The organism is Nonomuraea corallina (assembly GCF_027620315.1).
Lineage (GTDB): Bacteria > Actinomycetota > Actinomycetes > Streptosporangiales > Streptosporangiaceae > Nonomuraea > Nonomuraea corallina.
Window position 1 is genome coordinate 1 of record NZ_JAPNNL010000127.1, and the last position, 22,210, is coordinate 22,210.

General features: G+C 71.9%; 21 protein-coding genes and 2 pseudogenes. 15 read left to right on the top strand and 8 right to left on the bottom strand.

Annotated elements, in window-relative coordinates; translation table 11 throughout:
* A pseudogene (locus OUY22_RS25995) lies at positions 1–208 on the top strand (oxidoreductase); the annotation flags it as partial.
* Here the strand turns inward: OUY22_RS25995 and OUY22_RS26000 are convergent.
* Positions 205–987 carry a tyrosine-protein phosphatase gene (locus OUY22_RS26000; protein WP_270157781.1) on the bottom strand — a complete coding sequence of 261 codons (783 nt, stop codon included), beginning with the start codon at positions 985–987 and terminating at the stop codon, positions 205–207. The pseudogene OUY22_RS25995 and the gene OUY22_RS26000 overlap by 4 nt on opposite strands.
* A 73-nt stretch (positions 988–1,060) precedes the next feature.
* On the opposite strand from OUY22_RS26000, the gene OUY22_RS26005 reads away from it, so the two are divergent.
* Positions 1,061–1,930, top strand: a complete 870-nt coding sequence (locus OUY22_RS26005; RefSeq protein ID WP_270157782.1) for a hypothetical protein — start codon at positions 1,061–1,063, stop codon at positions 1,928–1,930.
* A gap of 91 nt (positions 1,931–2,021) precedes the next feature.
* Here OUY22_RS26005 and OUY22_RS26010 read toward each other — a convergent pair whose 3' ends face one another.
* Positions 2,022–4,130, bottom strand: coding sequence for a M6 family metalloprotease domain-containing protein (locus OUY22_RS26010; protein WP_270157783.1), 2,109 nt, complete (start codon positions 4,128–4,130; stop codon positions 2,022–2,024).
* A gap of 106 nt (positions 4,131–4,236) precedes the next feature.
* Here OUY22_RS26010 and OUY22_RS26015 point away from each other — a divergent pair, with 106 nt between their 5' ends.
* The 3 genes from OUY22_RS26015 to OUY22_RS26025 all read left to right on the top strand — a co-directional run bounded on the left by OUY22_RS26015 (position 4,237) and on the right by OUY22_RS26025 (position 7,571).
* Positions 4,237–5,388, top strand: a complete 1,152-nt coding sequence (locus tag OUY22_RS26015; RefSeq protein ID WP_270157784.1) for a PucR family transcriptional regulator — start codon at positions 4,237–4,239, stop codon at positions 5,386–5,388.
* Between the two features lie 72 nt (positions 5,389–5,460).
* The gene (locus OUY22_RS26020; RefSeq protein WP_270157785.1) at positions 5,461–6,996 is read left to right on the top strand and encodes a gamma-glutamyltransferase family protein; all 1,536 of its coding nucleotides are present in this window, start codon (positions 5,461–5,463) and stop codon (positions 6,994–6,996) included.
* Positions 6,997–7,019: 23 nt separating this feature from the next.
* Positions 7,020–7,571: a hemerythrin domain-containing protein gene (locus tag OUY22_RS26025; RefSeq protein ID WP_270157787.1), complete on the top strand. Its 552-nt coding sequence runs from the start codon at positions 7,020–7,022 to the stop codon at positions 7,569–7,571.
* A gap of 21 nt (positions 7,572–7,592) precedes the next feature.
* On the opposite strand, the gene OUY22_RS26030 is transcribed toward OUY22_RS26025, so the two are convergent.
* Positions 7,593–8,249 (bottom strand): HAD family hydrolase, encoded by a 657-nt coding sequence (locus tag OUY22_RS26030; RefSeq protein ID WP_270157788.1) that lies wholly within the window; start codon positions 8,247–8,249, stop codon positions 7,593–7,595.
* Between the two features lie 246 nt (positions 8,250–8,495).
* On the opposite strand from OUY22_RS26030, the pseudogene OUY22_RS36960 reads away from it, so the two are divergent.
* A pseudogene (locus OUY22_RS36960) lies at positions 8,496–8,681 on the top strand (Uma2 family endonuclease); the annotation flags it as partial.
* Between the two features lie 94 nt (positions 8,682–8,775).
* Positions 8,776–8,946 (top strand): hypothetical protein, encoded by a 171-nt coding sequence (locus OUY22_RS36805; protein ID WP_333486791.1) that lies wholly within the window; start codon positions 8,776–8,778, stop codon positions 8,944–8,946.
* On the opposite strand, the gene OUY22_RS26040 is transcribed toward OUY22_RS36805, so the two are convergent.
* Positions 8,936–9,058: a DUF3418 domain-containing protein gene (locus tag OUY22_RS26040; protein WP_270157789.1), complete on the bottom strand. Its 123-nt coding sequence runs from the start codon at positions 9,056–9,058 to the stop codon at positions 8,936–8,938. The genes OUY22_RS36805 and OUY22_RS26040 overlap by 11 nt on opposite strands.
* Before the next feature lie 115 nt (positions 9,059–9,173).
* On the opposite strand from OUY22_RS26040, the gene OUY22_RS26045 reads away from it, so the two are divergent.
* On the top strand, positions 9,174–9,776 hold the full coding sequence (locus OUY22_RS26045; protein WP_270157790.1) for a Uma2 family endonuclease: 603 nt from the start codon (positions 9,174–9,176) through the stop codon (positions 9,774–9,776).
* On the opposite strand, the gene hrpA is transcribed toward OUY22_RS26045, so the two are convergent.
* Entirely contained in the window at positions 9,766–13,638 is a 3,873-nt protein-coding gene (gene hrpA, locus OUY22_RS26050; protein WP_270157791.1) for an ATP-dependent RNA helicase HrpA, read from the bottom strand. The two genes, OUY22_RS26045 and hrpA, sit on opposite strands and share 11 nt — an antisense overlap.
* Positions 13,639–13,864: 226 nt before the next feature.
* Entirely contained in the window at positions 13,865–14,587 is a 723-nt protein-coding gene (ppgK, locus tag OUY22_RS26055) for a polyphosphate--glucose phosphotransferase (protein WP_270157792.1), read from the bottom strand.
* Between the two features lie 100 nt (positions 14,588–14,687).
* Here ppgK and OUY22_RS26060 point away from each other — a divergent pair, with 100 nt between their 5' ends.
* Together OUY22_RS26060 and OUY22_RS26065 are read left to right on the top strand one after the other, a co-directional pair.
* Entirely contained in the window at positions 14,688–15,794 is a 1,107-nt protein-coding gene (locus OUY22_RS26060) for a TIGR03118 family protein (protein ID WP_270157793.1), read from the top strand.
* Positions 15,795–15,946: 152 nt separating this feature from the next.
* A complete protein-coding gene (locus tag OUY22_RS26065; RefSeq protein WP_270157794.1) occupies positions 15,947–16,765 on the top strand; it encodes a DUF4253 domain-containing protein in 819 nt (272 codons plus the stop codon).
* A 56-nt stretch (positions 16,766–16,821) separates the two neighbouring features.
* Here OUY22_RS26065 and OUY22_RS26070 read toward each other — a convergent pair whose 3' ends face one another.
* Both OUY22_RS26070 and OUY22_RS26075 read right to left on the bottom strand, forming a co-directional pair.
* Positions 16,822–17,655, bottom strand: a complete 834-nt coding sequence (locus OUY22_RS26070) for an SAM-dependent methyltransferase (RefSeq protein ID WP_270157795.1) — start codon at positions 17,653–17,655, stop codon at positions 16,822–16,824.
* 168 nt (positions 17,656–17,823) lie between these two features.
* A complete protein-coding gene (locus OUY22_RS26075) occupies positions 17,824–19,080 on the bottom strand; it encodes a helix-turn-helix domain-containing protein (protein ID WP_270157796.1) in 1,257 nt (418 codons plus the stop codon).
* A 225-nt stretch (positions 19,081–19,305) separates the two neighbouring features.
* Here OUY22_RS26075 and OUY22_RS26080 point away from each other — a divergent pair, with 225 nt between their 5' ends.
* The 5 genes from OUY22_RS26080 to OUY22_RS26100 all read left to right on the top strand — a co-directional run.
* Positions 19,306–20,058 (top strand): hypothetical protein, encoded by a 753-nt coding sequence (locus tag OUY22_RS26080; RefSeq protein WP_270157797.1) that lies wholly within the window; start codon positions 19,306–19,308, stop codon positions 20,056–20,058.
* A complete protein-coding gene (locus tag OUY22_RS26085; protein ID WP_270157798.1) occupies positions 20,055–20,294 on the top strand; it encodes a hypothetical protein in 240 nt (79 codons plus the stop codon). Before OUY22_RS26080 ends, OUY22_RS26085 begins: the two co-directional genes overlap by 4 nt.
* A 2-nt stretch (positions 20,295–20,296) precedes the next feature.
* The gene (locus OUY22_RS26090; RefSeq protein WP_270157799.1) at positions 20,297–20,494 is read left to right on the top strand and encodes a hypothetical protein; all 198 of its coding nucleotides are present in this window, start codon (positions 20,297–20,299) and stop codon (positions 20,492–20,494) included.
* Positions 20,491–21,219: a maleate cis-trans isomerase family protein gene (locus tag OUY22_RS26095; protein ID WP_270157800.1), complete on the top strand. Its 729-nt coding sequence runs from the start codon at positions 20,491–20,493 to the stop codon at positions 21,217–21,219. Before OUY22_RS26090 ends, OUY22_RS26095 begins: the two co-directional genes overlap by 4 nt.
* A 178-nt stretch (positions 21,220–21,397) precedes the next feature.
* Positions 21,398–22,210 (top strand): RNA polymerase sigma factor (locus OUY22_RS26100; protein ID WP_408638201.1); only part of this gene is annotated, 813 nt, incomplete at its 3' end.

Here is a 22,210-nt window from a genome sequence, read left to right on the forward strand (position 1 = left end):
GCGCTGGGGGGTGCTCGGGGCCGGCGACGACCTGCGCGAGGTGCCCACCGAGCCCGGCGCGTACCTCGACTTCTACCGGGGCGTGGAGTCGGCGCTGCGCGCCGGCGGGCCTCCTCCGGTGACCCCGGACAGCGCCGTGGCGGCGCTGGAGGTGATCGAGGCGGCCCGCCGGTCGGCCTCCGGGCAGGGCGTGGTGCGCCTCGGCTAGTCGCGCAGGCGGGCGCGCATCGCCTGGCTGTCGTCGTCGGTCCAGCCGTGCCGGGCCAGCCAGCCGAGCGGGCCGTCGAACCGCTCGTCGAGCACGCTCAGGAACTGCTCGATGTAGCGCGGGCGCGGCATGTGGTCGTCGGCCGGGCGCGAGTCCAGGTCGTCGCGGTAGGTGGAGCTGGCGCGCAGGCGGCGCAGGATGAGCTCCAGCCGCTCCCCCGTGGCCACGTAGTCGGCCACGATCGCCTCACGGGTGGCGCCGGCCACCTCCAGCGCCAGCGCGCACAGCACGCCGGTGCGGTCCTTGCCCGCGGCACAGTGGACGACGGCGGCGCCGTCGTCGCGGGCCATGGCGCGCAGCGCCCGCACCACCGCGTCCGACCGGTCGCGCAGGTAGCCGTAGTAGAAGCCGGTGACGCGCAGCTCCGCGTCGATCTGGCGCTCGTGCCAGGGCAGCACCCGGTCGGCGTCGATGGTGTCGGCCTCCACGTCGGTGCGCCGTCCGCCCTCGGGGAAAAGTGTCAGGTGGTGGTGGGTCACCTCCGGCACCGCGGCCAGCGGCCCCGGGCCCTCCAGCGTCACCTCGGCCGTCGAGCGCAGGTCGACGACGTGCCGGAGCTTGAGCTCGCCGACCAGTCGTGAGACGTCGCCCGAGGTCAGCCCCTGCAGGTTGTCGGCGCGCAGGATCCGGCCGAACCGCGTGACACCGCCGTCACGCGTCGGAATCCCGCCCAGGTCACGGACGTTGACGGCACCTTCAAGATCGATCCATCTGCTCATCGCGTTCACTCCGTCGACCCTATATGTCAGGCAAAGATGAGCGGATTCGCGGTTCATAACGCAGCATGAACCTATGGATCCACGCGCTCTGCCCCCACGGCTGGTGATCGATCCATCGCTGCCCCCGGACCTCTCTGTCGAACTCCGGTCGAGCCCGCACGTGCTCCGACTGGCCAGGTCCGGCTGGCGGATGGAAAGCTCCCGCAACCTCACCTGGCTCTTCGTCGTGCCCGGCCTGCTGATGCTGCTGTGGATGACGGCCGGCACCGCGCCGGCCGTCGTCACCGCCATCGGCGCCGCCGTCATCGGCCTGCTGCGCTGGCTGACCAGCGCGTACCACAGGGACACCCGCCGCAAGCTCCGCCTGGCGTACGAGCACGCCGACCGCTACATCCTGCCCGAGGACCTCGACTACCCCTGCCAGGTGCTGCTGCGGCGGGCGCAGCGGGCGGCCGAGACGATCCTCGGCTCGCGGGTGCACCGGGCCGGGTTGATCGACACCATCGACAACCGGGTGACGCTCCCCGAGGAGGTCTGGCAGATCGCGCAGCGGCTGCGCAAGCTCTCGGCCATGCACGCCGAGCACAGCAAGATCGTCCCCAAGGAGCTCCCCACGGGGCTGCAGGACGCGTTCAAGCCGTACAGCACCGCGCTGGACGCGGCCTGGACGTCGCTGTCGAAGCGGGTGCGCAACCTGGAGCAGTACGCCAAGCAGGTCGTGAAGGCCGACAAGGTGTTCCACGCGCACCAGCGGCTGGAGGCGCTGGCCGCGCGCACCCCCGACTATCAGGCGCTGATCGCCGACACGGTCCGCGACGACCTGGCCCGCGCGCATCTCAGGGAGCTGACCGAGCAGGCCAGGCAGGCGCGCGAGCTGTTCGAGGAGAGCATCCACGAGGCCAGGCGGGCGGCGGGCGAGCTGCTCAGGCCGCCGCACGCCTGAGACGGAAGCCGACGGGGCACGGCCGGCGCCGTGCCCCGTCGTTCTCGCCAGAAGCCCTTCAGAGGCCCGTCAGAAGCCCTTCAGAGGCCCGTCAGAGGCCGATCACGGTGCAGGTGGCCGTCGCCGACTTGGCCGGGTCGCTCTCCGAGGTGGCGGTGAGCTTGACCCGGGCCAGCTTCGCGCCGCCGGAGTCGCGGACGGCGTTGACGGTCACGGTCCGCCCTTCGCCGAACTCGACGGCGGCGAGCGCGTTGGGCACCTGCGCGGTCCAGCCCCGGCCGGACACCTCCGCGGTGAGGCGGTAGACGTCGGACTTCAGGTGTCCGCTGACGTCCTCGGGGTGCTGCCCCTGGGCCGGTGCGGACCTGCCGGTGTTGAACAGCGGGAACTTGCAGGTGGACAGGTTCTTGCCGGCCGGGAGTCCGGCGGCGGGCAGCAGCCGCACGCCGCGCCGCTGCGGGCCCGCGCCGTCGAGGGAGCGGATCGCCACGGTGTAGGACAGGATGCCCTTGCGGTCACGGTGCACGTCGGTGATGTAGAAGTGCAGCCGGTTGGCCTCGTCGACGTACTCGTACTCGCTGCCGGAGTCGGTGCCGGCGTGGAAGAGCGCGTCGGAGAGCTGCCGGTAGTCGCCGATCGTGATCGGCACCTCGGTGCCGTCGGGCAGCACGTAGTCGGTCATGCCGATGTCCTGCGGGTTGGCGTCGATCACCCACTCGAACGGGGCCCGGTCGGCGTTCTTGGTCTTGGCCAGGAGGACGCCGGAGTCGGGGGTGAACGAGTCGCTGCCCATCCGGTCGACGACCTCGACGGTGTAGTTGTCGTAGCCGCCGCCGTCGCACAGCGGGTCGGTGTTCGGGTCGCAGGCGGGGCTCTTGTCACCGGTGTCGAAGGAGATGTTGACGCCGGACAGGCCCTTGTCGCCGGGCTGCGCGGCGCGGGCCGTCACCCTGGCCGTCACGAGGCCGGACTCGTCCAGCGCCTCGCGCGACAGGCGCAGGACGTTCTTCTCGTCCACCATCTCCAGTTTGATCTTGTTGCGCAGCATGTGCTGGGCGCCCATGGACGCGCCCGCGGTGGGCGGGATCAGCCAGCGCGAGTGCGGTCCGCCGGGCCCGTTGAAGCTGCCGCGGCTGAGCATCTCCCAGATGCCGGTGTACGCGCGGCGCGGCGGCACCCCGTACGGGTTGTTGTAGTTGTCGGCGATGCCCATGATGTGGCTCAGCTCGTGGGCGTAGACCGCCATGCCGGAGCTCTCGGCCTGCACCGAGTCGACGCCGAACCGGGCGTTGGGCCAGAACGTGGAGCCGGCCTGCCAGGAGGTCCACTCGACGTAGCGGGTCCTGGACCAGTTGGGCAGGGCGGGGTCGTTCTCCGGCCCCCACTCGTCGGGCACGTCCTCCTTGGCCGGGAACTTCATCATGCCGAACTCCTGCCAGGTGGACGACTCGTCCTGGCCGGCGCTCACGTAGAAGACGAAGTCGAACTGGTCGGCCACCTCCTGGCCGACGTCGGCCAGCCAGGCGGCGTTGCCGTCGGTGCGCAGGTTGCGGGTGCAGGTGTCGCCGGCGGGGCAGGCGTCCCGCTGGTACTCCAGCGCGTACTCGTGGTCCTTGCCGGGCATCGTGTACGGGCCGAACCCGGTCAGCTCGACGCCGTAGCGGCCGCCGGAGTCCTCCATCCAGTACTCGTGGATGGTGTGGCCGCGGTTGAGGTCGTTGGGGGTGTTGAGGAAGTCCTGGTAGAACTTGGCGACCTGGTCGCGGGGCACGTCGTGGGCCTCGGCGCTGGGGTTGCCGAAGATCGTCGAGCCTTGCGGCTGGGTGACGACGAAGGGCTGGTTCGGGTAGTCGAGCAGCACCAGGGCGCCCTTGAAGGTGCGCACCGAGCCCTTGACGTCCGGGTCGTTCCAGTTGGTGCCGGGCACCTTCTGGTAGTCGGCCCACGTCATGTGGTCCGGGTTCTGCCAGTTCTGCGGATCGATCGGGGCGATGCCGGTCGTGGGCCGGGCGCGCTGGGCGGCGGGGTTCTCCGCCGGCTCGTCACGCTGCCAGGGCTGGGTCTGCGGCCAGTGGCCGAGCCGCCAGGGGTGCTCGGGGTCTGCGGGGGGTTCTGCGGAAGCGGGGGTCGCCATCAGGCTCATCGGAATCAGCACGATGGCCGACAGAAAGGCTCCCAGCAGCTTTTTCGGGACAATCACGGCTCGACGGTATAGAGCATATTGACCGAGATCACCGTTCAGTTGTAGGGAAGACATTAGACCTCATTTCCTACAAATGATGAAAAGTCCTGATCGAGGGGCGCTTGTGGCGGATCTTCAGCGGATCGTCGACGACCTCGCGGCGCGGCTCGGCCGCCCGCTGCTGCTGGAGGACCGCCTGCAGCGGGTGGTCGCCTACAGCGCGCAGAACGGTCCCATGGACGACGTCCGCCGCGACTCCATCCTGCGCCGGCACACCACGCCCGAGGTGCGGCAGTGGCTGCGCGACGCGGGGGTGCACGACGCGCAGGAGCCGCTGCGCACCCCGGGCGCGCCGCCTCTCGGGCTGCTGCCCCGGGTGTGCGTCCCCGTACGGCACGAGACGGCGCTGCTGGGGTTCCTGTGGTTCATCGACGCCGGGCCGGCCATGTCCGGGGCCCAGGTCGCCGAGGCGGCCGGGGCCGTTCCCGCGGTGGCCCTGGCGCTGTTCCACGAGAGCCTGGCCACCGGGCTGGCCTCGCACCGGGAGCTGGAGGCGGTCACCGGGCTGCTCATGGGCGAACGGGAGTCGGCGGCCCAGCTCATCGAGGCGGGCGCGTTCCCGCAGGCGCAGCCGGTGACCGTGCTGGTGGCCAGGCCGCCGGCGGGCGAACCGGACGACGCGCTGCGCCTGGCGCTGGAACAGGGGCTGCTGGCCCTGCGGCGGCGGCTGAGCGGGCACCACCCGCTCCACCTGGTCCGCTACGACCACGCGGCGCTGCTCGTGGCCGGCTCCCCGGTCGCCGCCGACGAGGTGCACGCCGCCATGTCGGTGCCGGTCGTGGTCGGCATCGGCCGCCCGCGCCCGGCACTGGCCGAGGCGTCCGGGTCCTACGCCGAGGCGCGGCACGCCGCCGACGTGGCCGCCCGGGTGCCGGGACTGGGCCGCTCGGCCCTGTGGGAGCGGCTGGGCGTCTACCGGATGCTCACCCGGCTGTCCGACTCGGAGCTGCACCCGGGGCTCGAACCGCTGCTGGGCGACGCGCAGCACCTGCCGCTGCTGGAGACGCTGGAGACCTATCTGGACCTGGCGGGCAGCGCCGTCGCCACCTCGCGGGCGCTGCGCCTGCACCGGACCTCGCTGTACTACCGGTTACAGCGGGTGGAGGAGCTGGCCCGCACCGACCTGAAGGACGGCGGGGAGCGGCTGGCGCTGCACCTGAGCCTCAAACTGGCCCGCCTGTCCGGCCGCTACCGGCCCCGGGACCCGATCGGCTGACGGCCGCCGCGCGCCGGGCTGGAGAACGCCTAGTCTCGACAGGTGCGAAACACGCGATATGCACCTTCCGGGATGGTGTGCAGCATCGATCATCTCGCGTCCGCGGCCGGCGTGACCGCGCTCGACCGCGGCGGGTCCGCGGCCGACGCCGCGATCGCCGCCAACGCCGTGCTCGCCGTCACCTCGCCGCACATGTGCGGGCTCGGCGGCGACCTGTTCGCCCTCGTCCACGACGGCTCCGCCCCGGCCGGAGGAGCGCCGGGCGGGACGGTGCGCGCGCTCAACGCCTCCGGGCGGGCCGGGTCCGGCGCGGACGCCGGACGGTTGCGCGGCGAGGGCCACCGGCTCATGCCGCACCGGCTGGACGTCAGGTCCGTGCCGGTGCCGGGCTGCGTGGACGGCTGGCTGGCCCTGCACGCCCGCTACGGCAGGCTCCCCCTGGCCGAGCTGTTCGCCCCCGCGATCCGGCTGGCCCGTGACGGCTTCCCCGCCTCACCGCTGCTGGCGCCGAGGGTCCGGGACGTGGCGGACCGGCCCGGCGCCGCCGATCTCGCCGGGGTCCGTACGGCGGGCGACCGCGTCCGCAGGCCCGGCGTGGCCCGCGCGCTGGAGGCCGTCGCCGCGGGCGGGCGGGCCGGGTTCTACCTGGGCGAGTTCGGCGAGGGCCTGCTGGAGCTCGGGGCGGGCGAGTACACCCGCGCCGACCTGGAACGGGCGCACGCCGACTGGGTGGAGCCGCTGCGGGTGCGGGCGTTCGGCCACGACGTGTGGTCGGCCCCGCCCAACTCCCAGGGCTACCTGCTGCTGCTCTCACTGGGCATCCTGGACGGGCTGGACCTGCCGCACTCGACCACGTCCGCCGCCTGGGCCCATGTCCTGGCCGGGGCCGCCCGCGCCGCCGCGCACGACCGCGTCGCCGTGCTGCACGAGCACGCCACCGGCCTGCTCTCCCCCGCGGAGATCGAGCGCCGGCGGGCGGCGGCCGGGCGGCGGGACCTGCCGGTGCCGGCCGCGGACGGCGACACCACGTACCTCTGCGCGGTGGACGGCGACGGGCTCGGCGTCTCCCTCATCCAGTCGAACGCCTCCGGTTTCGGCAGCTTCCTGTTCGAGCCCCGTACCGGAATCAACCTGCACAACCGCGGCATCGGCTTCTCCCTGGAGCCCGGCCATCCCGCCGAGTACGGCCCCGGCAGGCGTCCGCCGCACACGCTCACGCCCGCGCTCGTCACCCGCCCGGACGGTTCGCTCCGCGCGGTCGCCGGCACGATGGGCGGTGACGCGCAGCCGCAGATCCTGCTCCAGGTGCTCACCAGGCTGTTGCGGCACGGGCAGGACCCGGGAGCGGTGATCGCGGCGCCGCGCTGGCGGTTCGGCAGCGACACCGGCTTCGACACCTGGCAGCGTGCCAAGAGCGCCGAAGGGACGGTGGTGGAGCTGGAGGACGGCACCGGCTGGCAGGACGGGCTGTCCGCGCTCGGTCACCGGGTGTCGCCGGTACCCGGCGGGGCGTTCGGTCACGCGCACCTGATCGAGGTGCTGCCGGACGGGATGCTGGCCGGGGCCGCGGACCCGCGTTCTCTCACCGGCGCCGCGATTGGGCGGTGACCACCGGGGTAGCCACGGTCGCCATGGCAACCGACGTCATCACCCTGATCACGAACGATCACCGCAAGGTCGAGGCGCTCTTCGAGCGGCTCAAGAAGGAGGAGGGCGACGCGAAGGCCACCGTGGCCGAGCTGCACGCCCTGCTCACCGCGCACGCCCGCGCCGAGGAGGACCGGGTCTACCCCGACCTCGACGCGGAAGCGCACCACGGCCTGGAGGAGCACAAGGAGGCCGAGGTGATCCTCGACGAGCTGGTCCGGGCCACCCCCGGCACCTCTGCGTTCCGGCAGACGCTGGACAAGCTCGTCGAGGCGGTCTCCCACCACGTCGAGGAGGAGGAGAGCGACCTGCTGCCGCAGCTCGCCCGCAAGGCCGGCCACAAGCGGCTCCAGGAGCTGGGCAGGGCCTTCGAGCAGCGCCGCGACGAGGAGCTGAAGGCCCTGAGGTCCGTGCACGACCCCGGCGGCGACGCCACCAAGGCGGAACTGTACGAACAGGCCCAGAAGTCCGACATCCCCGGCCGCTCCCAGATGGACAAGGAAGAACTGCGCGAGGCCGTACGCGAGACGCCGTAAGGGCGGCGCCCCGGCGGGCGGTCAGCTCAGGCGGCGCAGGGCCGGCAGCAGCGCGTGCAGGTCGTCGGCGATCACGTCGGCGACCTCGCGCGCTTCCGGCCGGGCCGCGTGCAGGTAGCCCCACGGGCCGCGGCGCAGCAGCGCGGTCCGCATCCCGGCCGCGGCGGCCGGGCGCACGTCGTTGTCGAGCCGGTCCCCCACGTACAGGATCTCGCCAGGCTCGCGCCCGGCGACCGCCGCCACCTTGGTGAAGAACCCGGGCTGCGGCTTGGCAACCCCCCACCCGTCGGACGTGTGCACCGAGTCGACGGGCAGGTCCATCGCCATCAGCGCGTCGTAGGCCCGCTCCGGCTGGTTGCCCGCGAGGATCACCTGGTAGCCCGCCTCCCGCAGCGCGCCGAGCGCCTCCCGCGCGTCGGGATAGAGATCGTCGGCGTCGAAGTGGTTGCGCAGGCTGTCGGGCTCGTCCCGTTCCCAGGCCGCGATCTCGGCCTCGACGTCGAACCCGGGCCGCACCAGCTCGAACCCCTCGCTGTAGGAGCGGTCCAGCGCCGCCATCCCGCCGAGCACGCCCATCAGCAGGAATCTCGGCACCCCGAGCCGGTCGGCCCACCGCGACCAGATCCGCGTCTCGTCGATCACGGTCTCGCCGACGTCCAGCACCACAGCCTTGATCATCAAAACCCATCCGTCATCTGGAATCTTCCCTCCACTGTACGAGCCGGGTACGCGACCCCATCCATGGAATACTGAGCGTGGCGAATCAAGCACGAAGGGACATGTTCATGGCGGCCATGACCATCCGCGAGCAGGAGCCCGTCGCCGGAAACGACGCGCCCCATACCGCCAGGGAGCTCTTCGATGCCCTGCCCCCTCCCCGGTCTACGGGCAGAGGTGGTCGAAGGGAAAATGATCGTGAGTCCCATGGGCGGCCCCGAGCACGGCTGGATCGCGGCCGACCTGCACGACGCGCTACTCCCTCTCCGAAGGGAGCACGGATGGCGAGGGTCTGTCGGCAGCGTGAACGTCTGCATCGAAGGCCCGCGAGACTCCTGCGCCCCTGACTACACGCTCGCGGCTCCCGACTGTCCTCGTTGGGGCCGGTTGGAGTTGCTCTCCTCTGGTGTCCTCATGGTGGCCGAGGTGGTCTCGCCGGGCAGCGCCCGACCGTCACGAGAAGCCCCGGGTCTACGCCGCCGGCCGAGTGCCGGTCTACCTGCTCATCGACCCCATCGGCGACGAGCCGGGCGTGACCGTGCTCAGCAAGCCCGCCGCCGGCGCCTACGCCATGACCACCAGGGTCACCATGGGCTCCCCGATCACGCTGCCCGCACCTGTCGGGTTCGAGCTGGACACGTCGACCTTCAAGGGCTGAGCCTCTGCATGGCCTTGGCGATGCGCTTCTCCGACACCGGGGTGGGCGTGCCGAGGGGCTGGGCGAAGAAGCTGACCCGCAGTTCCTCGATCATCCAGCGGATCTCCGTCACGTCCGGGCCGGAGCGAGCGCAGCACGTCCCACTGTACGAGCCCGCCCCGACGCTCGGATTCGTGGAATACTGAGCGTGCCCATTCGAGTACGGAGGGACAGATCTGATGGTTGCCATGGCGACCCGGCGCGACGAGTACGCGAAGCTCGCCCCCACCAGCAAGAAGCGGATGCCGCAGACCGCGCGAGAGCTGTTCGACGCACTCCCCGAACTCCCCGGCTTCCGGGCCGACGTCGTCGAAGGGAACCTCATCGCGAGCCCCGTCGGAACCCCCGCACACGGCCGCTCCGCCATGCGCCTCAACCGGGCTCTCGCCCCTCTCATGGACGAGCGCGGATGGGAGTCATGGGTCGGGAACGTCGATGTGTGCGTCGAAGGGCCATGTGAGCCTGTGGAGCCGGACTTCGTGCTGGCCCCGCTCGACTGCCCGCTCTGGGGCGAGCGCGAGCTGCGGTCGTCCGGGCTGATCATGGTCGCCGAGGTCGTCTCGACCGGTAGCGCGATCAGGGACCGCGAGGAGAAGCCGCCCCTCTACGCCGTCGGCGGCATCCCGCTCTATCTCCTGATCGACCCCGTCGCCACGACGCCCTCCGCCACCGTCTACAGCGAGATCGGCGACGGCGCGTATCTCGCGAAAGCAACCGTCCCCTTCGGCACGCCCCTGTGGTTGCCCGCGCCGATCGGGTTCGAGCTGGACACGTCGATCTTCAAGGGCTGAGCCTCTGCATGGCCTTGGCGATGCGCTTCTCCGACACCGGGGTGGGCGTGCCGAGGGTCTGGGCGAAGAAGCTGACCCGCAGTTCCTCGATCATCCAGCGGATCTCCGTCACGTCCGGGTCGGAGCGGCGGGCGGGCGGCAGGCGGTCGAGGAGGTCCTGATAGTCGTCCTCGACCTTGTGGACGCGGGCCATCCACTCCTCGTCGCGCCACGGGTCCTCCGGCAGCTTGGTGAGCCGGCGGTCGACGGCGCGCAGATAGCGCAGCACGTCGGGCAGGCGGGCGTGGCCGGTGGCGGTGACGAAGCCCGGGTAGACGAGCCTGCCGAGCTGCTCGCGCACGTCGTCGGTCGCGGCGCTGGGGCGCAGCGCGTCGAGCCGGGTGCCGGCGGCGTGCCACACCGTCAGGATCTGCTCCACCCGGCCCAGGATGCCGGCGGCCGTGTCGTACAGTTCGGCGCGGACGTGCTGGTAGAGGCGGTCGAAGCCGGCCGGGTCCCAGGCGGGGCCGCCCAGGTCGCGCATGAGCTTGTCGGCCGCGGCGTCGACCACGTCGCCGAAGATCGCCACGGCGCCGCCGTGCGGGCTGCGCGACAGCGCCAGCTTGGCCTGGTTGGACAGGCCGGACAGCAGCGGCTTGGCGGGGTTGGCGACGTTCAGCAGGAGCAGGCGGCGGGTGCCGGTCCAGTGGGAGCGGCGCTGCTCCGCCTCCGTCTCGAAGATCTTGACGGACACCGAGTCGCCGGCGTCGACGAGCGCCGGGTAGCCCTTCATCCGGCCCTGCTCGAACACCTTGGGCAGCGTGCCGAAGCTCCACGTGCGCAGGCCGGTGCGTTCCAGGTCGTCGCCGGCCTCGGAGAGGGACTTGCGCAGGCGCGGGGCGAGGCGGCGCTTGAGCGCCGCGAGGTCCTTGTCCTCGGCGAGGGTGCGCTTGCGCTCGTCGATCACCCGGTACGTGATGCGCAGGTGGTCGGGCACCTGGTCGAGCTGCCAGGCGTCGCGCGGCACGCGGACGCCGGTGAGCCGCAGCAGCTCGCGCTCGACGGCCTCCAGCAGCGGCTCGGCCCCCGGCCGGGCGTTGGCCAGCACCTGCTTGGCGAAGTTGGGCGCGGGCACGAAGTTGCGGCGCAGCGGCTTGGGCAGCGACCTGATCAGCGCGGTGACGAGGTCCTCGCGCAGGCCGGGGATCTGCCAGTCGAAGCCGTCGGAGGTGACCTGGTTGAGCAGGTGCAGCGGCACGTGCACGGTGACGCCGTCGGCGTCGGCGCCGGGCTCGAACTGGTAGGTCAGCCTCATCCGCTGGCCGAGCTGCCGCCAGGTGTCGGGATAGTCGCGGGCGCTGACGTCGGCGCCCTCGTTGACCAGCATGTCGGGCGAGAACGTGAGCAGGTCGGGCTGTTCGGCGCGGGCCTTCTTCCACCAGGAGTCGAAGTGGCGGGCCGAGACCACGTCGGCGGGCAGCCGCTGGTCGTAGAAGTCGAACAGGGCCTCGTCGTCGACCAGGATGTCGCGGCGGCGGGCGCGGTTCTCCAGCTCCTCGACCTCGCCGAGCAGCCGCCGGTTGTCCTTGAGGAACTGGTGGTGGCTGTCCCAGTCGCCCTCGACGAGCGCGTGGCGGATGAACAGCTCGCGCGACAGGTCGGGGTCGATCCGGCCGTAGTTGACCTTGCGCCCGACGACCAGCGGCACCCCGTACAGGGTGACCTTCTCGTAGGCGATGACCGCGCCCTGGTTCTTCTCCCAGTGGGGCTCGGAGTAGCCGCGTTTGACGAGGTGCTGCGCGAGCGGCTCCACCCAGTCGGGCTCGATCTTGGCGTTGACCCGCGCCCACAGCCGCGAGGTCTCCACGAGCTCGGCGGACATCACCCACTGCGGCTGCTTCTTGGCCAGCGCGGAGCCGGGGAAGACGGCGAAGCGGGCGTTGCGGGCGCCGAGGTACTCCTGGATGGGCCGGCGGCCGTCGGAGGCGCGCTGGCGGTCCATGACCTCCTTGACGCCGACGTGCGACAGCAGGCCGACCAGGAGCGACTTGTGGACCAGCACGGGGTCGGCCGGGTGGCTGTTGGGATGCACGCCGAGCGCCTGGCGGATCTGGCTGTAGATGTCCTGCCACTCGCGTACCCGCAGGTAGTTGAGGAACTCGGACTTGCACAGGCGGCGGAAGGCGCTGGAGGACAGCTCCCGCTGCTTGTCCTGCAGGTGGTTCCACAGGTTGAGGTAGGTGAGGAAGTCGGACTCGGGGTCGGCGAAGCGGCGGTGCTTGTCGTCGGCCTGCTGCTGTTTGTCGGCGGGGCGTTCGCGCGGGTCCTGGATGGACAGCGCGGCGGCGATCACCATGACCTCGCGCACGCAGCCGTTCTTCTCCGCCTCCAGCACCATGCGGCCGAGCCGGGGGTCGACGGGGAGGGTGGCGAGCTTGCGGCCGATCGGGGTGAGCCTGCCGTCGGCGTCGAACGCGCCGAGCTCGTGCAGCAGGTTGACGCCGTCCTTGACCTGGCGGCGGTCGGGCGGCTCGACGAACGGGAACGCCTCGATGTCGCCCAGCCCGATCGAGGTCATCTGGAGGATGACCGAGGCGAGGTTGGTGCGCAGGATCTCCGGGTCGGTGAACTCCGGCCGGGCCTCGAAGTCCTCCTCCTCGTAGAGGCGGACGCAGACGCCGTCGGAGGTGCGGCCGCAGCGGCCCTTGCGCTGGTCGGCGCTGGCCCGCGAGATCGCCTCGATGGGCAGGCGCTGCACCTTGGTGCGGTGGCTGTAGCGGGAGATCCGGGCGAAGCCGGGGTCGACGACGTACTTGATGCCGGGCACGGTCAGGGACGTCTCGGCCACGTTGGTGGCCAGCACGACGCGGCGGCCGGTGTGACGCTGGAAGACGCGGTGCTGCTCGGCGGCGCTGAGCCGGGCGTAGAGCGGCAGGATCTCGGTGTTGCGGAAGTCGGCCTTGGCCAGGGCGTCGGCGGCGTCGCGGATCTCGCGCTCGCCGCTGAGGAAGACGAGGATGTCGCCCGGCCCCTCGCCGGTCAGCTCGCGGCAGGCTTCGACGATGCCCTGCGTCTGGTCGTCGTCCTCGCCGAGCGGGCGGTAGCGGACCTCGACGGGGTAGGTGCGGCCGGACACCTCGATGATCGGCGCGTCGCCGAAGTGGCGGGAGAACCGCTCGGGGTCGATCGTGGCGCTGGTGATGATCACCTTGAGGTCGGGGCGCTTCGGCAGCAGCTGCTTGAGGTAGCCGAGGATGAAGTCGATGTTGAGGCTGCGCTCGTGGGCCTCGTCGATGATGAGCGTGTCGTACTGCTCCAGCATGCGGTCGTGCTGGAGCTCGGCGAGCAGGATGCCGTCGGTCATCAGCTTGACGAGGGTGCGGTCGCCGGCCTGGTCGGTGAAGCGGACCTTGTAGCCGACGACCTCGCCCAGGTCGGTGTGGAGCTCCTCGGCGACGCGCTCGGCGACGGTGCGGGCGGCGATGCGGCGCGGCTGGGTGTGGCCGATGAGCCCGCGTACGCCCCGGCCCAGCTCCAGGCAGATCTTCGGGATCTGGGTGGTCTTGCCGGACCCGGTCTCACCGGCGACGATGACGACCTGGTGGTCGCGGATGGCCGCCAGGATGTCGTCCTTGCGCTGCGAGACCGGCAGCGACTCCGGATAGGCGATCTCCGGGACCGCCTCGCGGCGGCGCAGCAGGCGCCGCTCGGCGCGTTCGACGTCGGCGAGGATCTCCGCGGTGATCTTCTCTCGCGCTTCCCGGGAGCGCACCCGGCGCACGCCGTCGAGCCTGCGCCGCAGCCGCCGCTGGTCGCGCGGCATCAGGTCGGGCAGGCGGGAGTGGAGCTCGGTGAGTGGAGAGGACAACGCAGGAGTTCCCATACTGACTTCAGGATATTCCGGCCCCGCGTGCCGGGGGCCAACGGCCCATCGTGCCCGACGGGGGGCGTCGCGCGCATCTCGAATTAACGACCGTGATCGCCCGCGACCGGCCCACTCTCCCCAGAGTTGCATCGTGGGCGACCACGGTCACCAATGAGACTCCTGGAAGGCGCGAACGGTTGCCTTGAGCGGGGGTCACGTTTTGGCCCGCGGTGTGGGCGGCGCGTCACGTCCCGTCCACGGCCGACCGGGCGGCGCCGATGATGCCCGCCTGGTTGCGCAGCGCGGCCGGGACGACCGGCGTGTCGAGGTGGATGTGCGGCAGGAACTTGTCGGCCTTCTTGCTGACGCCGCCGCCGATGACGATCAGCGACGGGGTGAACAGCATCTCGACGTGCTTGAGGTACTCCTCGACCCGGGCGGCCCAGTGCGACCAGCTCAGGTCCTCCACCTCGCGGGCCCGGTCGGAGGCGCGGCGCTCGGCGTCGGTGCCGTGCAGGAGCAGGTGGCCCAGCTCGGTGTTGGGCACGAGCACGCCGTCGACGAACAGCGCGCTGCCGATCCCGGTGCCGAACGTCAGCATGAGCACCACGCCGCGCCGTCCCTGCCCCTTGCCGTACGTCATCTCGGCATTGCCCGCCGCGTCGGCGTCGTTGAGCACGGTCGCGCCGCCGAACAGCTCGCCCGCGTGCACGCCGACCCACGCGTGGTGCATGTTGACCGCGGTCCGCACCACGCCGTCGACGACCACCCCGGGGAAGGTCACGCCGACAGGACCGGTCCAGTCGAACCGCCGGACGATCTCCGCCACCACATCGGCGACCGGGCCGGGCTCGGCCGGGCGCGGCGTGGCGATGCGCAGCCGATCCCCGGTCAGCTCCCCGGTCCGCACGTCCACCGGCGCCCCCTTGATGCCGGTGCCGCCGATGTCGATGCCCAACGCGTCCATGTCCTCGTCACTCCTCGTCAGACGGCTGTGCGACACCGTACTGAACCGGGGTCACGGCTCTCGCGTATCTCGCGTCACAAGCGCTAACAAGGAGGCACGGATGCGGTTACGCATCATCACGGCCTGCGCTGTCGCGGTCTCGACGGCAGCCGCTCTCACCGTCCCCGCCCAGGCCACCCCGAACAGGAACAGGTTCGACGTCGTCAACCTGATCTCCGATGTCCGCGGGAAGGCGGCCGTCACGGACCCCAAGCTGGTCAACCCGTGGGGGCTGGCCATGGGCAAGACCCTGTGGGTCTCCAACGCCGGCACCGGCACCGCCACCGTCTACTCCGGCCAGGGCAGGAAGGAGCGGACCGAGGTCGCCATCCCCGGCGGCGCACCGACGGGCCAGGTGTTCAACGGCGGTGACGGCTTCACCGTCAAGGGCAAGCCCGCCACCTTCATCTTCTCCAGCCCGAGCGGCGCGATCACCGGCTGGAACGCCGAGGTGGACCCGAAGAACGCGATCATCGGCGCCTTCACCCGCGGCGCCGACTACAAGGGCCTGGCCCTGGCCGAGACCGACGAGGGCGACGTCCTGCTGGCCGCGGACTTCGCGGGCGGCCGGCTGCACGTCTTCGACGAGGACTTCCGGCGCGTCAGGCTGTCGCGCGCGCAGTTCAGGGACCGCGAGCTCCCGGACAACTACCACCCGTTCAACGTCTCCGTCGTGAACGGCAACGTCTACGTGGCCTACGCCCTGCGCGACGCGCAGACCGGCAAGTCGGTGGCGGGCCGCGGCAAGGGCTGGGTCAGCCGCTTCGACCTGGACGGCCGCCTGACCGGCCGCATCGCCCGCGTCGGGCTGAACGCGCCGTGGGCGGTCACCCAGGCGCCGCGCGGCATGGGCCGGTACGCGGGAGCGCTGCTGGTCGGCAACTTCGGCGACGGCACCATCCACGCCTACCGCGGCAACCGCCACCTGGGCGCGCTGCGCGGGGCGGACAACCGGCCGATCAGCCTGCCCGGCCTGTGGGACCTGGAGCCGGGCACGGCCGCCACCGGCGGCGAGAACGCGCTCTGGTTCTCCGCCGGCGCCGACGGCGGCAAGCACGGACTGCTCGGCGTGATCAGGCCCGCCGGGTCGAGAGCCGCGACGCCGGCGCCCACGCCGACCTCCTCCAGGAGCGGCAACCAGTCGAAGTCGCCGTACGGCGGCTACTGAGGCTCTCCCTGGCGCTTCCGGCGCGGCCGTGGACCGGCCGGGCCGGGGAGCGCCCTCGGCCGCCGGATACGGGATCGGCCAGGGCAAAAGTGCTCAGGCGAGTCGCGGCACTACCATCTCGGAGGCAGGATTCCGTCTCGGAATGGTAGGGCATGGACGATCATCGGCTGCCGGGAGAGCTGCGCCGGTTGTTCGCCGACGGCGGCGGGGGGCGCAGCCTGTCGATCGGGCTGCCCGAGGGCGAGGTGATCTGGCCCGACCCGGGCTACACCGGTCAGGGTGAGCCTCTCAGGCCCGCGTTCTGGATGAGTGACGAGCCCGCGACGGGCGACGACTGGCGGCGTTTCCTGGCCGAGCATCCGCGCAGCGGCCTGTGGCCGGTCCTGCTGGACGAGTCGGCCCAGCCGTGGGCGGTGGGCCAGGTGGTGCCGGACGATCCGGTGCAGATCGACCACTTCACCGCCGAGGGCTTCATGACCGAGGTCTGGGAGGAATGGGTGGCGCAGATGCCGCCCGACGCCCTGGCCGAGCTGGAGCCGTACGGGGCGATCTGTCCCGGTCTCGCGCCGCCCGGCCGTCCGGTGGCCGAGCCGGACGCGGTGGCCGCGTGGTTCGCCGGCGAGCTGGCGGCCAGGGGGATGCCGCTGGGGCTCGTGGCCGCGCAGCGGAGCGCCGACGCGCTGGCCGTCATGGGCTGGCAGGGCGCGCTGCACCACAACGAGTGGATGGTGCCGCTGGCCGCCGTGGTGCGCAGTTGGGAGGACCGCTTCGGGGCGCGGGTGGTCGGCGTCGGCTTCAACACGCTGGAGATCAGCGTGGCCGCGCCTCCGGCGGACCTGGAGCACGCGCTGCACGTGGCGGCCGAGCACTGGACGTTCTGCCCGGACAACGTGCTGCAGGGAGCCGGCGACCTGCACGGGTACGCCGGGCAGCTCATCGGTTCGCACGCCTGGTCCTTCTGGTGGGACTGACAGGCGCCGCCCCGGGCCGGGGGGAGCCCTCGGCCCGGGCGGCGATGTCCCCTGGATCACGGCAGCCGCGCCACGGCTCCGTAGTTGCCCGAGCTGCCGGGCTGGTCGGCGCAGGCGTCTCCGTCGCCGTCCGGCCGCCACTCCGGGACCCACACCAGTCCCGGTTCCAGCAACTCCAGCCCTTCCAGCAGGGACTCCATCTCCTCACGTGTACGCACCGCGTGACCCGGCAGCGTCATCGCCAGCAGATCGTTGATCGCCGGCAGCAACTCCCGCGGTATGCCGTCGAACGTGGTCTGCAACAGGGCCAGGAAGCTGCCCTTCGGGGCGTTCTCCCGTAACCGCTTGATGACGTGACGGGCCTGCTCGTCGTCGCTCACGTTGTGGCCCGAGACCACGACCCAGGCCATCGGCCGGTTCCAGTCCACGAATGTGCGCACGACGCGGTCGTCCAGGATCTCGTCGATCTGCGGGATGTCGCCCTCGACCACCCGCACGAGATCGGTGATCGGCTCGATGGTGGCCTGCGCGTTGGCGAGCACCATCGGGTCGTTCTCGATGTACACGACCCGGGCGGACGCCGTGCGCGGCGTGTCGCGTGCGATGTCGTGCAGTCTGCGGCCCGGTGGCAGGCCGCTCGGCACCCCGCTGCCCACGATCAGGAACTGGTCGACGCCCTCCAGCGCCAGGTGGCGTACGACCCGTGTCAGATACCCGAGAATGGCTTGGGCGGCGGCGGTGGTGATCTCGGCGGCCATGTCATAGCGGTTGACCGCCTCCCTGTCGGCTCTGAAGTTGTTCTTGCCTCCTGTCGCGGCGTCGAGTATGCGGGTGATCCGTGCATGGCTGGTGTCGAGATTGGCCAGGTTTCGGATAGCACGCTGGCGCATTGGGTGTCGCCCCTTTCCCCTCGCCACTTTCTGTTGGGAAAGTCTCCGGTCGCTGACCCCACTCGGTTGCCCAAATTCATAATGATTCAAAAATCCCTTTATCCAAGCACCCAGGCCTAGATTTTTTGAGATTTATGCTCTTTCGTTCTACCGGGTGTACGGTAACGATCAATTCCGCATTGATCGCGAGAGCCTTTCCCGATGGGCGCACAGCAGGTCAAGGGTCTCGTCGCGGGTCGTCGTGGTCACCGACAGCTTGGTGAACGCCTGGTGGTAGGCCTCCACCTGCACGGCGTCGGTGATCAGCTCGTCCGCCTCCAGCGCGTGCGCGCACGCGATGTCGGGCTCGAAGGCCTCGTCGAAACGCCAGAGAGTGAACGGACCGGTACGCGGGACGTACGCCGGGCCGTCCATGGGCACGATATGCAGCGAGATATTGGGACGCTTGGCGAAGTCGATCAGCCGGTCGAGCTGATCGAGCAGCACGGGGGTCTCCGTGATCGAGCGGAACAGGACGCCCTCGTCCATGACCGCCCACACGACCGGTCCCCTCGGCCCCAGGATGAGCCGCTGGCGGGCGGCCAGGATGTCCACCGCGGCGTCGGCCGTGGTGTGCCGGAAGGACCCCATGTCGGCCGCGGCGATCGCCGCGAGCGCGTAGGCCTCGGTCTGCAGCAGCGGCGGCACGAAGTGGGTGTGATAGGTGCGGATCACCGAGGCCCTGCTGTCGATGGAGCAGGTCGTGGCCAGCCAGACCGGGAACGCGCTGGAGTCGTACCATTCGAGCTCGCGCTCGCCGCGCGCGATCGACAGGACGTACTCGCGCGCGGGCATCGCGGTCACGCCGTACAGGGTGAGCAGGCGCTCGACCGTGGCGGGGGCGGGGGCGATCCGTCCCTGCTCGACCGCCTCGACCGCGATGGCGCCCTTGCCGAGCACGGTCTCCACCTTCTCCGGTGACAGCTGCGCGGCCAGGCGCAGCGAGTGGAGCCGCTCGCCGAGCGCGCGGCGCACGGACTCGTCCAGCGGCGCGGCCGCGTCGGGGATCTCCAGGGCGGGCTCCGGGTGCTCGGGCAGGTCCTCCGCCTTGCGGGCCAGCTCGATCACCCCGCGCACCACCGACAGCGACCCTTCGGAGAGCCCGGAGGCGGACAGGCCGATGCCGGACGCCTGGAGCTGCAGGTCCTCGACCGCGCCGGCCTCGACGTGGTCCTCACCCACCAGCCAGCCCACGCTCACCTGGAGGCACGCGGCCAGCGCCCGCAGCACCTGGAGCGTGGGGTTGGCCTGCTTGCCCGTGCGCAACTGGCTGACGTAGGCGCGGGTGATCGGGATGCCGGCCTCGGTGAGCGCGGCGGCGACCTGAGCCCCGGTGAACCCCCGCTTGGCCAGCGCCAGGTCGAGTCGCTCGGCGAATTTCGCCACGCATGCCTCCTGATACCCGTAAGACGCCATCAAGCGTAGACCCGGCCCCGGCGCGGAACGTCACTGACCGGGCAGGTCACCGTTCCCGCACTCGGGGCATCTTCTTTTCCACGAAAACTGAGAGTTGACACACTATCCCGCGTTTAGCCAGTATCGTACGACACGTGGAAACTGTTACCTGACAGCCGGCGCTCTTCGGAGGCGCCCGGCGGGGAGGTGCCGGACGTGACCATCGATCACCAGGTCAGTCCCTGGTTCACCAGAGCGCCGGTGTCACCCGTGCAGGAACGGGTGATCCAGCGCATCTGCGCACGATCAGCCCCCGCTGGGACGCCGGTGCACGTGTCAGACCTGCCCTTCGGCGGCGTCCAGATCTGGATGGACGGCGACGAGGACAGATGGAGCCTGTACCACCGGATGGCTCGCGAGCTGCGCCTCGCGGGCTGGCACGTCGAGCCGGCCGCCGACCGGCTGCTCGTGCTCGGCTGGAGCGCCGACGGCCTGACGCACCGCGTCCAGGTGCTCGCCGCCGCGCTCGATGGCAGGCTCGCCGACCACGACCTGACCGTCTTCATGGCGGTCACCATCGCCACCCGGCTGTCCCAGGAGGGGAAGTCGCCGGAGACCGTCGTCGACGAGGTGGAGGCCCGGCTCCGCGACGACCTGCGCTGGCCGGACCGCCTGGCGGACCTCGACGGACTGCAGCGCACCGCCACCCTGGAGCCGCTGCGGCTCCGGCTGGCCCAGGTGGTGGGGCTGGAGGCCAAGGTGCGGCGGCGCTGCGCCGAGCACCTGTCGCTGGCCGTCCGGGTGGCGACCGCGGTGGCCGGAGGCAGCGTGCCGCCGCGCGCCCGCCTGTCCCGGCTGAACGCGTGCCTGTCGGAGCGCGTGGTCGCGGCCAGCGTGCCCAACCGGCCGCCCGGCCGGTCGTCCGACGTCGTCCCCTCCCTCACCGACTGCGCGTCGTCGCCGCGATGACCCGCCCACCGGCGCACCACCCGCCCGGCCCGGACCCCGGCCCGGGCGACCGCCCCGCGTCCACGACCGGGCGGCTCCCCGACGGCTCCGTCCCGGACGCGACGCGGGCCGGATGGCCCACGCCGGAGCCCCGCGCCGCCTTCACCGAAGAACGCGGTCAGGCCGATCGAGAACTGGTCCGCCTCGGCCTCCAGGACGTGCCCGCCCCTTGGGGCGACCCCCATGGACAGGAGTGATCATGCTTCCCGACGAGGTCCACGGCCCGCAGCACCACGGGGTTCCCGTGCGCGGGACCCGGCCGGCCGACCAGAGCTCCGCGAGGACGGCGCACCGGCTGCGCCGCATCCGGCACCTGCGGACGCTCACGTCGATCGACCGCGTCCCCGGCGGAACGCCGGACGTGCCGCCCGAGGAACCCGGTGGGAGGACGGCATGAACCGCGGCAGGGTGGGCGTGCTGGTGCCGCCCGCCAACCCGTCGGCGGAGCCCGAGCTGACCCGCCTGCTCGGCTCGCGCGCGGACATGCACGTGAGCCGGTTCCCGGTGCGGCCGGGTCTGGCGCCGGCGGAACGGCTGGAGAGCTACAACGCGGCGCTGCCCGCGATGGCCCGCTCGTTCGGCGACCTGCCGCTCGACGCGCTCATCATGGCCTGCGACGGCCCCCGCTACCTGCTCGACCCGGAGGAGGACCAGGACGAGTGCGAGCGGATGGCCGAGCGGTTCGGCGTGCCGTTCGCGACCGCGACGGTGGCCATCATGGAGGCGATCGGCCACCTCGGGGTGGAGGAGGTGCACATCGTCTCCCCCTACCAGCCGTGGCTGACGGAGCTGGCCGAGCGGTTCTGGAAGGCGGCCGGCATGCGCATCGCCGGGGTCGTGCCGGTGCGGGCGCAGGGCGGCTTCTCCCCGTACGACATCACGCCGCCTGAACTGGTCGACCAGGTCAAGCAGGCGGACCTGCCCGCCGACGCCGTCCTGCTGTTCACCTGCAGCGGGATGCCGACACTGCCGGTGCTGGGCACGCTCGGCGCGGGCAACGACCGGACGCTGCTCACCTCGAACCTGTGCAGCGCGTGGTGGGCGCTGTCACGGGCGACGGGCCGCCCGGTCAGGCTGAACCGGTCGCCCCGGCGGGCGGCCGCGCAGGGGAGGGCGTCATGACCGCCGCCTTCCCCGCCTCCTGGACGGGGGTCGCCGGCACCACGCCCGCGGCCGGCGTGGACGGAGCCCGATCCGGCGCCGGCGACCCCGAATCCCCCCTGCCGGAGGCCGTCTAGCGGGCCCCTGGCGTACCCAGGGCCGGGCGAGGGACGCCGTGCTAGCTGAGGAGTAGTCGAGTATGTGGCGGACGCTGTCCAACGAGGCGCGCGAGGCCATCGGCAGGCTGTGCGAACAGCATGGGAGGCACCTCTACGACTACTGCCGCACCGGGCTGTCGGCGTCCGACGCCGAGCTCGCCGTCGCCGGTGCGCTGCTGTCGGCACACGTGCACGGGGAGCGGCTGGGCGACCGGGAGCTGACGCGTCCGTGGCTGTACGCGCTCGCCCGCTGCCACCGCGCGGCCGTCGCGGCCACCAGGCCCGCCAGCACCGGCTCGTGGACCCGGCCGGAGGCCCCGGACCTCGTCCCAGAGGCGCTGCGCGCGCTCGACGCGCCGCACCGGGAGCTGCTCGACCTGTCGGTACGGCACGGACTGGCGAGCGCGGAGATCGCCGCGATCTTCGACGTCGAGGCGATCGCGGTCAACACCGTCATCGCCGAGGCCGCCGACCGGATCGAGGAGTGGATCGCCGCGGTGCGCGCCGCCCGGACCCGCGACGGGTGCCCGCGGCTGGCGGTACGGGTCACGGACTGGGCCAAGGCGCCCGGCCGGCGCAACCGCACCCGGATAGCCCGGCACATCCGCTCCTGCCACGCCTGCCGGTCAGCGCCCCGCGACGAGGTGCGGGCCGGGGTGCTGCTGCTCGGCCTGCCGCTGGCCGAGATCCCCGACACGTTACGCGACCAGCCCGCCTGGGGTGACCCGCTGCCGAGCGATCCGGCGGCGTGGCGCTCCGACGGGTTCCCGGCGCAGGCGAGCGACCTGATGGAGCCGCCGCCCGCGCTGATCGCCCTGGTCCCCGGCCCCACGACGGAGACCAGGGGCAGAGCC

Bases quoted from the DNA above. Each gene is read 5' to 3' on its own strand.
- hrpA (WP_270157791.1), bottom strand. From the start codon at position 13,638: ATGGGAACTCCTGCGTTGTCCTCTCCACTCACCGAGCTCCACTCCCGC.
- OUY22_RS26060 (WP_270157793.1), top strand. From the start codon at position 14,688: ATGCGGTTACGCATCATCACGGCCTGCGCTGTCGCGGTCTCGACGGCA.
- OUY22_RS26085 (WP_270157798.1), top strand. From the start codon at position 20,055: ATGACCCGCCCACCGGCGCACCACCCGCCCGGCCCGGACCCCGGCCCG.
- OUY22_RS26020 (WP_270157785.1), top strand. From the start codon at position 5,461: ATGGTGTGCAGCATCGATCATCTCGCGTCCGCGGCCGGCGTGACCGCG.
- OUY22_RS26095 (WP_270157800.1), top strand. From the start codon at position 20,491: ATGAACCGCGGCAGGGTGGGCGTGCTGGTGCCGCCCGCCAACCCGTCG.
- OUY22_RS26030 (WP_270157788.1), bottom strand. From the start codon at position 8,249: ATGATCAAGGCTGTGGTGCTGGACGTCGGCGAGACCGTGATCGACGAG.
- OUY22_RS26070 (WP_270157795.1), bottom strand. From the start codon at position 17,655: ATGCGCCAGCGTGCTATCCGAAACCTGGCCAATCTCGACACCAGCCAT.
- OUY22_RS26005 (WP_270157782.1), top strand. From the start codon at position 1,061: ATGGATCCACGCGCTCTGCCCCCACGGCTGGTGATCGATCCATCGCTG.
- OUY22_RS26025 (WP_270157787.1), top strand. From the start codon at position 7,020: ATGGCAACCGACGTCATCACCCTGATCACGAACGATCACCGCAAGGTC.
- ppgK (WP_270157792.1), bottom strand. From the start codon at position 14,587: ATGGACGCGTTGGGCATCGACATCGGCGGCACCGGCATCAAGGGGGCG.
- OUY22_RS26045 (WP_270157790.1), top strand. From the start codon at position 9,174: ATGGCGACCCGGCGCGACGAGTACGCGAAGCTCGCCCCCACCAGCAAG.
- OUY22_RS26090 (WP_270157799.1), top strand. From the start codon at position 20,297: ATGCTTCCCGACGAGGTCCACGGCCCGCAGCACCACGGGGTTCCCGTG.
- OUY22_RS26000 (WP_270157781.1), bottom strand. From the start codon at position 987: ATGAGCAGATGGATCGATCTTGAAGGTGCCGTCAACGTCCGTGACCTG.
- OUY22_RS26065 (WP_270157794.1), top strand. From the start codon at position 15,947: ATGGACGATCATCGGCTGCCGGGAGAGCTGCGCCGGTTGTTCGCCGAC.